Below are 12414 nucleotides of genomic sequence, written 5' to 3'. Positions count from 1 at the left end.
TTGGCCATGCGCGACGATGAACGCATTGTAGATCGGCAGCCCGCATAGACCATGTCAGTGGCTCGTGGCTTTCGTCAAAATTCATCGAAAGAGTCTGCGACCGCGCTGACAGTGGGCGCCGCGGGGGCAGCCGTGTTTGCGGCGTTGGGGTTGCCCGTACCGTTTCTCACCGGTTCGGCTGTTGCAGTGACGGTCGCGGCCATCATGGGACTTTCCCTGTCGTTGCCAGCTGGCCTGGCAAACAGTTGTATTCTTTTTATCGGGATAGGGATTGGCTCTTCGGTAACGCCAGATTTCCTGCAGTACGCTATGACATGGCCATTGAGCTTCGTCGTCTTGGCCGGGACGTTGGTCATCGGCGTGTTCTCGTGTCGCTATGCTCTGGTCCGATTGTTTGGCTTTGATGTCAATTTCTCATGAGGATTCACATACTGGAGGAATCCGGCAAGGTCTGGACCCGATACCCGAAATCGAAGTCGCGGGTGTTCACCTTGGTCCGAAATCTATTCCCGGCGATGGCGAGCCGGTCTTCGGGGAGCCTTCGGCGCTCCCAGGCTGCCATGTTGCCTTCAGTCACAGTGGTACAACACTTGGCCTGATCGTGGGCGAGATGCTAGCCGAGGAAATGGGACTGTCAATCTGTTATCCGATGTTGGAGAGTTTCCGCCCTGAGCGCTTTGATTGAGGGACGTGTTTGGGATTTGGTGCTTATAAGTTGTTCGTAGTGCTGCTCGGTAGCGTCTCGTGACAGGTGTCTCGCTCAAAAACGCTTCAATTCAGATCAAATGCTTGGTGCGCTCGCGTGAAGCGTTGAAGAATGTTTCAAACATAGCAGGCAGGTTGGGGTAGATGACGATGGTTGCCCACTCCCGCAGCCAACACTAATTTACTAATAGTATCAAAGACTTCGGATCTATCGTCCGAGGTCTTCGCTGCCTTTGAAGAACCCCTTCCCACCGCAAGGCGCAGCAATCCCGCTAGATCGCCCTCAAGGCGGATGTCGAGCTTGCCCGTCGATGCGTTCGGCAGCAGCACGATGCGGTTGATCAGATCACTCAATGCCTCCTGCGCACCTGGCATATCCTCCTCATGTCCAAGTTTGGTGATGCCCTTCACATAGTCGGTGAAAATCCTGTTGATGCTCCGGGCCTCCACGGGAACGATACTGCGATCGCCCTTTACAGGATCATCATTGGCAGTGAGGCGCGTAATCGTCCGGTATCCATAGGCCTTGCGGATCGCAGACATATTCCGCTGCACGGCAGCCAAGAAGGCTGCGCTCGCGTTCTCCAGGAGATGCCTGCGATCTGCCACCTGACGCGCCTGTGGCAAACCGTATTACAGCGCGGACACGCCGCCGCAGATTTGGTCGATCGGAATGGATCCGGATCGTGTCCCCGACAATTTCGATCTGAGCGGCCTTGAGACCAGCTGGCAGAAAATCCCGCCGTGAAAACAGTGACGCCATCGCGGAAGCCGCGCATATGGGCATCGCGCCACGCAACCCGATGGGAACGGTGGCAGGCGCCGCGGCGCTGCATTTCGACGTCGCCACACCGAACTTCCTCATCCAGGAGGAAGCCGTCGGCATCGTGCCCCGGTTCGAGGAGATCTGCGCGGCGTATCCCCTGAAGATGCAGGAAGGCGCCTGGTCGGTCCCGATGGCGCCGGGCCTCGACATAGAGATCGACGAGGCGGTGGCGACACGACACCCATTCGCGCCCGAGCAGATCCCGGCGCTCGATGCCATCTTGCCAGATGGCCAACTGGTAAGGGCCGGCACTTGGTGCGACATGGGCACGGTGCCCGTCTGCCGGATCAGGATGCCGTAACCATCCTTGCAAGTCTTCGGCCAAGGGGCGTCTCCGGATCGGACAACTCGAAGACGACCGTAAGGTGGTTTGCGCCGGCCTCCAGACGAAGTTCCGTGTCCTGCCCTGCCGTCTTCAGCATGGTGTCAAAGGCGATTGCCTGATCTTGGAAGGGAGCCGTTTCCGCCTGCCCCCGCGTGATAATCCGCGACGGGCCGGGCCGGTGCCGTGCGGTCAGGGGGGACCAGTCCTTCGCCTCGTCGGCGCGCATCTTGGCCTCGTCCTTCAGGAACGAGTCGGGAATGCCCGACAGGTCGTAGATTCCGCTGACCAGAAGCATCGCCCGAAGCGGCGCCAGGTCGGGCGTGGTGCGGTCGCCTGGTGCCTCGGCGGCCAGCAGCGAGGCAAGGTGCGCGCCGGCGGAATGGCCGCTGACCGTGAAACGCGCCGGGTCCGCGCCGAAGGCGGGCGCGATCCTGACAAGGTGCCGTGTTGCGGCACGCACCTGCGCGACGATTTCGGCCAGCCTTGTGTCCGGCATCAGGTCGTATCCAACCAGCGCTGCGATGCCCCCCGCCGCGATCACCGGGGCCGCCACCAGCGTATGCGCCTCCTTGCTACCCGCGCGCCAGTAGCCGCCATGGATGAACATGTGCAGCGGCGCGCCCGGCACCGGGTCCGGCGGAAAGACGAGGTCGAAGCTTTGCCGCGGGGTGGGTCCGTAGCCCAGGTCCCGTTCGATGCGAGAGCTTGCAGCAAGGGCGCGGCTCCGCGCCTCCGTCTCTGCCATGATCGTGTCGAAATCGGGGATGAAGTCTCGGTTGCGGTAAAGGTCACGTTCCGCCATTGTCCGTCCTTTCTATCCGTGTCAGAATTCCACGGCGAAGTATTTGGGCTCCATGAACTCGAGGATGCCGGTCACGCCGCCCTCGCGCCCGAGGCCGCTTTGCTTGGCGCCGCCGAAGGGGGCGGCCGGGTCGGACATCAGGCCCCGGTTGATGCCGACCATCCCGGTCTCGATACTGCGTCCCACGCGCATCGCCCGCATGATGTCCTGCGAATAGACATAGGCGGCAAGGCCGTATTCCGTGTCGTTCGCCAGCCGGATCGCATCCTCCTCGGTCTCGAACCGGTAGACGGCGGCGACGGGGCCGAAGATTTCCTCATGCGCCAGGGCGGCGTCGGTCGGGACGTTTTCCAGAACGGTCGGCGGATAGTAGTAGCCGCTTCCCGGCAGCGGTTCGCCCCCGGTCGTTGCCCGGGCTCCGCGCGACTTGGCCTCGTCGACCAGCCGGCCGATCTTTTCGACCGCCTTTGTGGTGATCATCGGGCCGCACTGCGTTTCGGGATCGTAGCCCTTGCCCAGCTTCAGTGCCGCCATCCGCTGGGTCAGCCCCGCGACGAAGGCATCATGGATTCCCGACTGGACGTAGAACCGGTTGGCTGCGGTGCAGGCCTCGCCGCCATTGCGCATCTTGGCGACCATCGCGCCGTCCAGTGCCGCGTCAAGATCCGCGTCGTCGAACACCACGAAGGGCGCGTTGCCGCCCAGTTCCATCGAACAGTTCACCACCGATTTCGCGGCCTCGGCCAGAAGGGTCCGTCCCACGCCCGTGGATCCGGTGAAGGACAGCTTGCGCACCCGCGGGTCGGCCAGCATCGCGCCCGTCACGGGCCCGGGTTGCGACGTCGTCAGCACGTTCACCACACCGGGCGGCACCCCGGCCTCCTCGCCAAGCCGGGCCATCGCATAGGCGGTCAACGGGGTTTCCGAGGCCGGCTTCAGGATCACCGTGCAGCCGGCGGCCAGCGCCGGGCCGATCTTGCGGGTGGCCATTGCCGCCGGGAAGTTCCACGGCGTGATCAGCACCGCGATGCCGATCGGTTCGTGATCCACGAGGATGTTGTGCGCGCCCGAGGGGGCATGGCGGAATTCGCCGCCGACCCGGGTCGCCTCTTCGGCATACCAGCGGAAGAATTCGGCGGCATATGCCACCTCGCCGCGCGCATCCGGCAAGGCCTTGCCGTTCTCCAGCGAGATCAGCAGGGCCAGTTCCTCGGCGTGCTCGGTCATCAGGGTGAACCAGCGGCGCAGGATTTCGGAACGCTGGCGCGACGGCGTGCGGCGCCATCCGGCCGCGGCGGAATGGGCGGCGTCGACGGCGCGCATCGCGTCGTCGATTCCGGCATCCGGCACCTCGGCCAGGGTCTTGCCGGTCGAGGGGTCGAGAACAGGAATGCCTGTTCCGGGCTGCCACTTGCCGCCGATATACAGCCCCGCGGCGTGGAGGGCAGGGTCGGCGTAGCCGATGAAAGCGTTGTCAAGCGTCATGGGTATGTCCCTCAGTTCGTTTCGAGAATTGCCAGTTCGCCGTGAAACGCTGCGCCGACAAGGCGCCGCATCTCTTCGGACGGCAGCGGGCGCGGGTTGTTCTGGACGAGCCGTGCGATGCCGCAGGATTGCTCGGCCACCCAATCCAGACGGTCCTCGGCCAGCCCGAGGTCGCGCAGGGTTCGCGGAATTCCGATCCGGCCGAACAGCGCGGCCACGGCTGGAATGACCTCGGCGCCACCGCCCAGCCCCGTGACCCGGGCGATCTGGTCGAGTTCAGGTCCGATCCGGGGCGCATTCCACGCCATGACATAGGGCATGAGGCAGGCCACGCCAGCCCCGTGGGCGGTGTGGGTGAGCGCGCCCACGGGGTACTGGATCGCGTGGGCCGCAGCTGTCCCCGCCACGCCGAAGGCAAGCCCAGCCGTGGTGGCGCCCAGCATGACCTTCGCGCGCGCCTCGGCGTTTCCGCCATCTGTGCAGGCCGCTTCCAGCCCCTCCCAGAGCAGCCCGATCGCGGTCAGCGCGAAATGGTCCGAGGTCGCGTTCTTCCCGACAAAGACCCTTTCCTGCGCCAGACCCGGCACGGGATCGCGGCGGATCGCGGTGAAGGCCTCGATCGCATGGGTCAGCGCGTCCGCCCCGGCAATGGCTGTCAGCGAGGGCGGGCAGGTGAGCGTAAGATGGGGGTCGCAGATCGAGGCCGTAGGAATAAGGAAGGGCGAGGAGATCCCCACCTTCAACTGCCGCTCGGAATCCGACAGGACCGCGACGGGCGTCGCCTCGGATCCGGTGCCGGCGGTCGTGGGGACCGCGATCACGGGCATCACGGGGCCGGGCACCATGAACTCGCCGTAATAGTCTTGCGGCTTTCCGCCATGGGTTAGCAGGACGGCGACGCATTTCGCCATGTCGAGGCAGGAGCCGCCCCCCACGCCGATCACGAGATCGGGGTCGAAGTCACGGGCGGCCGCCGCGCTGGCGACGGCGGTCTCGACCGGCACGTCCGGCTGGGTCGAGACGTCGATCCTGACCGAAAGACCGGCGGCCTCCAGCTGCGCGACCATACCAAGGAAATCCCGGTCGCCTGCCAGACGCTCATCGGTGATGACCAGAGCCCGCTGTCCGAGTTTCGCGGCGACCGTGCCAAGCGCCGCGCGCTGGCCCCCGCCGAAGATCAGTTCTCGCGGGGCCCTGATCGTGCCGAATATCGTCATTTCGTCTCCTTTTCTCGTTCCGCTACCCTTGCAAGGGCGCGGATCTCGTCATGCAGGGAGTCTGGCAGGTCTATGCCCGTCGAAAGCGCGCGTGCCCGGCGGGCGCGCATCCCGTCGCCGGGCACGGCCACCGGCCGGTCGGGGTCGGCAGGCCGCGAAGCACGCAGCCGGTCAAGATAGGCGGCCAGTCCGGCAGCCGTGCCCGACCCGGAAGCGGGGTCGACGAGTATCAGGACGTCGCCCTTGTTGGCCACGTCGACCGCGTCCAGCGTGCCGCGAACCTCGGGTGCGAAGGTCGATCCTGCAAGCGCGGCAACCAGCAGTTCCACGCCAAGGCCCAACCCGTATCCCTTGGCCTCGCCGAAAGGCGCAATGGCCCCGGTCTTGGCCGCCTCCGGGTCGGTGGTGCGGCAGCCATGCGCGTCGACAGCCCAGTCATCGGGGATCGGGTTGCCGGTAAGGGCGTGATGGTGGATCTTTCCCATCGAAACCCGGCTGGTCGCGAGATCGAGGATGAACGGGTCTGCCTCTGTCGGGATCCCGATGGCGATGGGGTTTGTGCCCAGCATCGCCTCGATCCCGCCGTAAGGGTGAACCAGCGCCTCGCTCGTGGAAAGGACGATGGCGATGTATCCGCGCGCGGTGGCGGCCTCGGCGTAATAGGCGAGCATTCCGATGTGATTGGCGTTCCGGATCGCGGCCAGCGCGATACCCTGTTGCGGCACCTGCGCCGCCAGTTGTTCCATCGCGCGCATCACTACGACCGGGCCAAGGCCGCGCTCGCCATCCACCGAAAGGACGCCGTGACGCGACCAGTGCGCGCTGCCCGAGGTCATGGGATGCGCGAGCCCGGCTTTCAGCCGCGCGACGAGTCGCGGTAGCCGCTGAAGGCCGTGAGATGGCAATCCCCGCAGCTCCGCCTCGATCAGAAGATCAGCCTGAATCCGGGCATGGGAGGGCGCAACCCTCTGCGCACTCAACGCGCGCTCCGCGATCTCCCGTAAACCCTCTGCTGACAACAGCAAACTTGCCCCCGAATCAAATCCTATATGATATTGTATTTGACATTCGATATCATATCGGTGTTAGGATCGCGCTTGTCAAGAATGCTGATCGGGGAGGAAACGAATGGCTATAGCGAAGGATCGCGACCAGAAAGGCGGATTCGTGCGGCCTTCGAGTATCGCCGCGAGCATTCACGAACAGATCTACCAGCGAATCATGTCGCTGGAGATCCCGCCCGGCGCGCGCATCCCCATCGACGGTCTGGCGCGGGAGTTGAACGTGTCCCAGACCCCCGTGCGCGAAGCTCTCACTCGGCTCGAGCGTGAGGGCCTTGTGCGGAAGGCGCACTTGATCGGCTATTCCGCCTCGCCGCAGCTTACGCACAAGGAATTCGACGACCTCTACAGGTTCCGGCTGATGCTGGAACCCGAAAGCGCCCGGCAGGCCTGTCTCAAGCTGACGCCCGACACGCTGGCCCGGATCGAAAGCGCGGCGGCCGACATGGAGAAGGGCGAACAGCCGGTGGACCGCAACAGCCGGTATTCCCGGTTTGCACGGGCGGATGCGCATTTCCACGATGAAATCCTGAAGGTCGCGGACAACAAGTTCGTGCGCCAAGCCCTGAACGACCAGCATATCCACCTGCATATCTTCCGGCTGATGTTCCACAGCCGCGTGACCCAGGAGGCGCTGGAGGAACACGAACGCCTGCTGGCCGCCTTCCGCGCGGGCGACGCGGACGGAGCCTTCCAAGCGATGCACGATCATATAGAACGGTCGCGCGACCGGCTTGCGGCGGCTTTCGAATGAATCATCCGGCCCGCAAAGCCACGGACGCCCCTGCCGTGTCCGAGAAACCTGTGCTTCATGCCGAGGGCCTGACCAAGGCCTACGGCCCGATCACCGTTCTGAAGGACGTGACGCTGGATATCTGCGCGGGCGAGGTTCACGCCGTGATAGGCGAGAACGGCGCAGGTAAGTCCACGCTCATGAAATTGCTGTCCGGTCACGTTGCGCCGACCGGCGGCGCAATGTCGATGGCCGGAACCCCGGTCGCCTTCGCGGACGCCGTGCAGGCCGAGGATGCCGGGATCGTGCTTGTGCACCAGGAAATCCTGCTCGCCGCGGACCTGACCGTGGCGCAGAACCTGTTCCTGGGCCGCGAGCTTTCGCGCGGATTTCGGGTCGACGACCGCGAGATGAACCGCCGCACCGCCGAGGTTCTGGCCCGGGTCGGCGCGAATGCGCGCCCGACGACCCGCGTTGGCGACATGCCGCTGGCCCAACGGCAACTGGTGCAGATCGCCCGTGCGTTGCTGGATGACCGCAAGGTGATGATCCTCGATGAACCGACGGCCATGCTGGCCAATGACGAGGTCGATGCGCTGCTGGGCATCGTGCGCAACCTGCGCGCGCAGGGGGTTGCGGTGCTCTACATCTCGCACCGGCTGGAAGAGGTCGAGGCGCTGGCCGACCGGGTCACCGTGCTGCGCGACGGCAAGATGATCGGAACATGGCCGGCAATTGACCTGGATCAGCGCCGGATGGCCGAACTGATGGTCGGGCGGGAACTGTCGATGCTCTACCCGCCGAAACGAGGTGCCGTCACCGCCGATCCGGTGCTCTCGGTCGAGGAACTTTCGGTCGAGCACGGCAAGTTCGCCGGCTCGTTCACCGTCCGCCCCGGCGAGGTGCTGGGCATCGGCGGCATGATCGGTGCCGGGCGCACCGAGCTGATCGAAGGGCTGATGGGTCTGCGGCCGTCGCAGGCCCGTGCGATCCGGGTCAACGGGCGGAACATCACGAGACCCGACGTGGGCGTGATGATGCAGGCGGGCCTTGTCTACCTGACCGAGGACCGCAAGGGAAAGGGACTGCTACTGAACGAGGGGCTGGGTCCCAACCTGACGCTTCAGGCGCTGGATCTGGTCAACCCCCGCCTGTCGCTCGACCGCAGGCAGGAATTGCAAAGCGTGAAGGCGGCTGTCCAGGAATACGACATCCGGGTCCGCACCCTGTCGATCGAGGCGGGGCAGCTGTCGGGCGGCAACCAGCAGAAGCTGTTGCTGGCCAAGGTGATGCTGGCAGGACCCTCGGTGGTCATCATCGACGAACCGACCCGCGGCATCGACATCGGCAACAAGAGCCAGATCTACCGCTTCATCGACGATCTCGTCCGGGCCGGAAAGGCCTGCGTCGTGATCTCGTCAGAACTGCCCGAACTCGTCGGCCTGTCCGACCGCGTGCTGGTGATGCGCGGTGGGCGTTTCGTCGCCGAACTGACGGGCGAGGATATCACGGAACAGAACGTCGTCTACGCCGCCGCGAGCAGCGGCAACGACACCGAAGGGAGGAAACGCGCATGAGCAGCGCAGAAATCGCGGCACTTCCGGAAGGCGAGGGCTTCAGGATCCGCTGGGGCGACCTTGCCCCGTTCATTGCGCTGGCGGTGATCGTCCTGCTGGGCGCATTGATCAATTCGAACTTCATGTCCGCCAACAACATCCTGAACGTGATCACGCGCAGCGCCTTCATCGCCATCATCGGCGTCGGCGCGACCTTCGTGATCGCGACGGGCGGGCTCGACCTGTCGATCGGGTCGATGCTGGCCTTCGTCGTCGGAATCATGATCATGGCCATGAACGCGCTTGCCCCGTCGCTTGGGCCCTGGGCCATTCCGGCCGGCGCGGTTGTCGCGCTGGCGGTGGGCTCGCTCTGCGGATTGATGAACGGGCTGATCATAACGGTGGGGCGAATAGAGCCCTTCATCGTCACGCTCGGCACGATGGGCATATTTCGCGCCTTCATCACATTCATGACCGATGGCGGTTCGCTTTCCATCGACCGCAGCCTGCGCGACGCCTACCGACCGGTCTATTTCGGCGATTTCCTGGGCGTTCCCTACCCGGTGCTGATCACCCTGGTCATCGCCCTGCTCGGCGCGTTCATCCTTTACCGGACGAAGTACGGCCGTCGGGTCACGGCCGTGGGGTCGAACGCCGACGTGGCGCGGTTCTCGGGCGTGCATGTCGGGCGGGTGCGGACCATGGCCTTCGTCATCCAGGGCTTCTGCGTGGCCGTCGCGGCGATCTGCTACGTCCCGCGCCTCGGCGCGGCGACACCGACCACCGGCCAGCTCTGGGAGCTGCAGGTCATCACGGCCGTCGTCATCGGCGGTACGCTTCTGCGCGGCGGCAAGGCCCATATCTGGGGCACGGTCGCCGGCGCGCTCATCCTCGAGGTCATCGCCAACGTCATGGTCCTGTCGGACATGGTGTCGGAATACCTCGTCGCCGCGGTGCAGGGGGCAATCATCATCATCGCCATGCTGGCGCACCGCTTCACGAGCTCCCGCTGAACGGGCGGAGCCAAGACTTACCCAATGGAGGAGGGAACCATGAGAACCAACATCAAAGGTGCGGCGCTCTTGTCGGGCGTGGTTATTGCGGGGGCGCTGGTCGGCACGGCCGCCATCGCCCAGGACAAGGAGTTCACCATCGCGGTGTCGATCCCGGCCGCGACCCATGGCTGGACCGGCGGAGTCGTCTACCACGCGCAGGAAGCGGAAAAGCAGCTCGAGGCTGCCTATCCGAATGTCGACGTAATCGTCTCGACCGCCTCGTCGGCGACCGCGCAGGTGTCCTCGCTCGAGGACCTCTCGGCCACCAACGAGTTGGACGCGCTGGTCATCCTGCCCTTCACGTCCGAGGAACTGACCGGCCCGGTCGAGCAGGTCGCCTCGAACGGCACCTTCATCACCGTCGTCGACCGCGGCCTGACCGATCCGTCCATCCAGGATCTCTACGTCGCGGGCGACAACATCGCGGTGGGTGCGAACACCGCGGAATGGCTGGTCGACAAGCTGGGCGGCGAGGGCGAGATCGTGGTGTTGCGCGGCATTCCCACGGTTATCGACGACGAGCGCATCCAGGGCTTTACCGAGGTCATCGAGCAGTCGGATATCGAGATCCTCGACATCCAGTATGCCAACTGGAACCAGGACGAGGCCTTCACCCTGATGCAGGACTACCTCGGCAAGTATCCGAACATCGACGCGGTTTGGGCGAACGATGACGACATGCTGCTCGGTGTGCTCGAGGCCGTGGACATGGCGGAGCGCGAGGACATCAAGTACGCTCTCGGGGGCAACGGCATGAAACAGGTGATCGAGATGGTGAAGGCGGGCGACGAACGCACGCCGATTTCCACCCCCTATCCGCCGTCGATGATCGCCTCGGCGATGCACATGACCGCGGCGCAGTTCGCGGGCCAGGCGCCCATGCGCGGCTCGTTCAAGCTGGACGCGCCGCTGATCACGCCCGAGAACGCGGACCAGTTCTATTTCCCGGACTCGCCGTTCTGATCCGAAACACGCTGTCCGGTCGTCCAGCTGGCGGCCGGACGAACAACCCAAACCCCAGGAGGCCCAGATGAGCGGTAAGAAGATCCTGATGCTCACCGGTGAATTCACCGAAGAATACGAGATTTACGTCTACCAGCAGGGCATGGAGGCCGTCGGCCACACGGTTCATGTCGTCTGCCCCGACAAGAACGAAGGCGACCTGATCAAGACATCGCTCCACGATTTCGAGGGCGACCAGACCTACACCGAAAAGCCGGGCCATTTTGCGGAAATCAACAAGACCTTCGCGGAAGCCGAGGTCGAGCTTGACAGCTACGACGCTGTCTATGCCGCAGGCGGACGCGGGCCGGAATACATCCGCACCGATCCCCGGATCCAGGCGATGGTCAAGCACTTCCACGATACCGGGAAGCCGATCTTCACGATCTGCCACGGCGTTCAGATCCTTATGGCGGTGCCCGGTGTGCTCAAGGGCAAGAAGGTCGCCGGCCTCGGCGCCTGCGCGCCCGAGGTGGCCGCCGTTGGCGGAACCTATATCGACGTCGAGCCGAAGGAAGCCTACGTCGACGGTACGATGGTCTCGGCGAAAGGTTGGACGGGCCTCGCTGCATTCATGCGGGAATGCCTGAAGGTGTTGGGCACTGAGATCCGTCACGGTTGATCGGCGCCGGGTGATTGCAACATCTTTGTGTAGGCGGAGGGTCGATTAACTTCGGCCCTTCACCATCAGTCTGAGCTTGAAAGTCCGATTACGGTAAAATTGACTACCTTCCCGCGCCGGCGATTGCACGATCGTTACTGCCTTTACAGCGAAAGGCGGCCTATACTTCGGCGATGAAGGTCTTTCAGGGCCGCCACTACGAAGCGGTGGGCAAGCCTTGCGGGCTCCTGCGGAAGGGGCCTACGCAGGAGCGTCTGACGACGAAGCAATATGCAGCGCGCGAGGTGGCGGCCAAATCAATGGCACAAGAACGGACGCAGAACCTGCGGATCGAGACCGGGCTCGAGGTCCGGGCGCAGGAATTGGCGCCGGGGGTGAGGGCTGTGGCCGAAGCTGAAAACCGCCTTGCGGTGGAGAGGGATTCTTTGAAGGCGAGAGAGAGAGAGAAATCGGGGGAGGGAGCAGTCGGTGGCTGTACGGGAGAGGGTGCTGTCGGAAAGGGAACGGGCCCTGGAACGTCGTTCTGTGGAGATCGCCGAACAGGAAGCTCTGCTCAACGATCACGAGGTGATGTTCGCAGCACAGTTCGGTCACCAGCATACCGCCCGCCATCTGCCGCAGAGTACCCATGATTTGGGCTTCAGCGAAACGCTACCGCTTCATGGGTTTTCCTCCTGCGCCCATTCAAAGGTGAAAAATTTCAGTTCGCAACGGCCCGGATTTCGGAGGAAAGATCAGGATGACTTGAAAGCCTTGTGCAGTATCGGAGCGTTTGACGATCTGCACCGTCCATCGCCCGATTTACTCAAGGGCCCTTCGCAGTCTGATCCGGCATATCCGCCATCGGCGGAGACATGGCGGAGCATCGGATAGGTGATCGTGATGGACTTCAGCAGCTCCGACGCGCCGTCTCGATCCTGACCATCGGCATTATGCACGGCAAGACTAACCATGAACCCAACATTGCCCTGACGATGTGACGCTTGCCCAGGTCACAGCCTCTCACCCCGCTACGTTCGGTGGGT

Annotated in this window: 13 protein-coding genes; 7 read left to right on the top strand and 6 right to left on the bottom strand. The window is 64.0% G+C overall.

The genetic code is table 11. The annotated features are described in order from the left end of the window. The first annotated feature begins 51 nt into the window (after nt 1-51). Nucleotides 52-420, top strand: coding sequence for an AbrB family transcriptional regulator (locus FPZ52_RS15835; protein WP_146366589.1), 369 nt, complete (start codon nt 52-54; stop codon nt 418-420). Nucleotides 421-822: 402 nt separating this feature from the next. Here FPZ52_RS15835 and FPZ52_RS15830 read toward each other — a convergent pair whose 3' ends face one another. After that, the gene (locus FPZ52_RS15830) at nt 823-1314 is read right to left on the bottom strand and encodes a hypothetical protein (RefSeq protein WP_168201382.1); all 492 of its coding nucleotides are present in this window, start codon (nt 1312-1314) and stop codon (nt 823-825) included. 170 nt (nt 1315-1484) lie between these two features. Here FPZ52_RS15830 and FPZ52_RS15825 point away from each other — a divergent pair, with 170 nt between their 5' ends. Then, nucleotides 1485-1832: an enolase C-terminal domain-like protein gene (locus FPZ52_RS15825; protein WP_146366587.1), complete on the top strand. Its 348-nt coding sequence runs from the start codon at nt 1485-1487 to the stop codon at nt 1830-1832. Here the strand turns inward: FPZ52_RS15825 and FPZ52_RS15820 are convergent. Genes FPZ52_RS15820 through FPZ52_RS15805 form a run of 4 tightly spaced genes read right to left on the bottom strand, consistent with a single transcriptional unit; the run spans nt 1819 to nt 6385 of the window. Then, nucleotides 1819-2658, bottom strand: a complete 840-nt coding sequence (locus FPZ52_RS15820) for an alpha/beta hydrolase (RefSeq protein ID WP_146366586.1) — start codon at nt 2656-2658, stop codon at nt 1819-1821. The genes FPZ52_RS15825 and FPZ52_RS15820 overlap by 14 nt on opposite strands. 21 nt (nt 2659-2679) lie before the next feature. After that, nucleotides 2680-4143: an NAD-dependent succinate-semialdehyde dehydrogenase gene (locus tag FPZ52_RS15815; protein ID WP_146366585.1), complete on the bottom strand. Its 1464-nt coding sequence runs from the start codon at nt 4141-4143 to the stop codon at nt 2680-2682. A gap of 11 nt (nt 4144-4154) precedes the next feature. Further along, nucleotides 4155-5360, bottom strand: a complete 1206-nt coding sequence (locus FPZ52_RS15810) for an iron-containing alcohol dehydrogenase (protein WP_146366584.1) — start codon at nt 5358-5360, stop codon at nt 4155-4157. After that, a complete protein-coding gene (locus FPZ52_RS15805) occupies nt 5357-6385 on the bottom strand; it encodes an Ldh family oxidoreductase (RefSeq protein WP_146366583.1) in 1029 nt (342 codons plus the stop codon). The genes FPZ52_RS15810 and FPZ52_RS15805 overlap by 4 nt, the downstream gene beginning before the upstream one ends. 103 nt (nt 6386-6488) lie before the next feature. Here FPZ52_RS15805 and FPZ52_RS15800 point away from each other — a divergent pair, with 103 nt between their 5' ends. From FPZ52_RS15800 to FPZ52_RS15780, 5 genes are all read left to right on the top strand, one after another. After that, entirely contained in the window at nt 6489-7175 is a 687-nt protein-coding gene (locus FPZ52_RS15800; protein ID WP_146366582.1) for a GntR family transcriptional regulator, read from the top strand. Next, nucleotides 7172-8731 carry a sugar ABC transporter ATP-binding protein gene (locus FPZ52_RS15795; RefSeq protein ID WP_146366581.1) on the top strand — a complete coding sequence of 520 codons (1560 nt, stop codon included), beginning with the start codon at nt 7172-7174 and terminating at the stop codon, nt 8729-8731. Before FPZ52_RS15800 ends, FPZ52_RS15795 begins: the two co-directional genes overlap by 4 nt. Further along, nucleotides 8728-9723 (top strand): ABC transporter permease, encoded by a 996-nt coding sequence (locus FPZ52_RS15790; protein ID WP_146366580.1) that lies wholly within the window; start codon nt 8728-8730, stop codon nt 9721-9723. Before FPZ52_RS15795 ends, FPZ52_RS15790 begins: the two co-directional genes overlap by 4 nt. A 39-nt stretch (nt 9724-9762) precedes the next feature. Then, the gene (locus tag FPZ52_RS15785) at nt 9763-10728 is read left to right on the top strand and encodes a substrate-binding domain-containing protein (RefSeq protein WP_146366579.1); all 966 of its coding nucleotides are present in this window, start codon (nt 9763-9765) and stop codon (nt 10726-10728) included. Between the two features lie 67 nt (nt 10729-10795). Further along, nucleotides 10796-11389: a DJ-1/PfpI family protein gene (locus FPZ52_RS15780; RefSeq protein ID WP_146366578.1), complete on the top strand. Its 594-nt coding sequence runs from the start codon at nt 10796-10798 to the stop codon at nt 11387-11389. A 734-nt stretch (nt 11390-12123) separates the two neighbouring features. Here the strand turns inward: FPZ52_RS15780 and FPZ52_RS19635 are convergent. Further along, on the bottom strand, nt 12124-12342 hold the full coding sequence (locus FPZ52_RS19635) for a hypothetical protein (RefSeq protein ID WP_420851729.1): 219 nt from the start codon (nt 12340-12342) through the stop codon (nt 12124-12126). Nucleotides 12343-12414 lie beyond the last annotated feature (72 nt).

Source organism: Qingshengfaniella alkalisoli (genome assembly GCF_007855645.1).
Classification (GTDB): Bacteria; Pseudomonadota; Alphaproteobacteria; order Rhodobacterales; family Rhodobacteraceae; genus Qingshengfaniella; species Qingshengfaniella alkalisoli.
The sequence above is the reverse complement of the archived record's forward strand: the minus strand, read 5'-3'. Positions and strand labels throughout refer to the sequence as shown.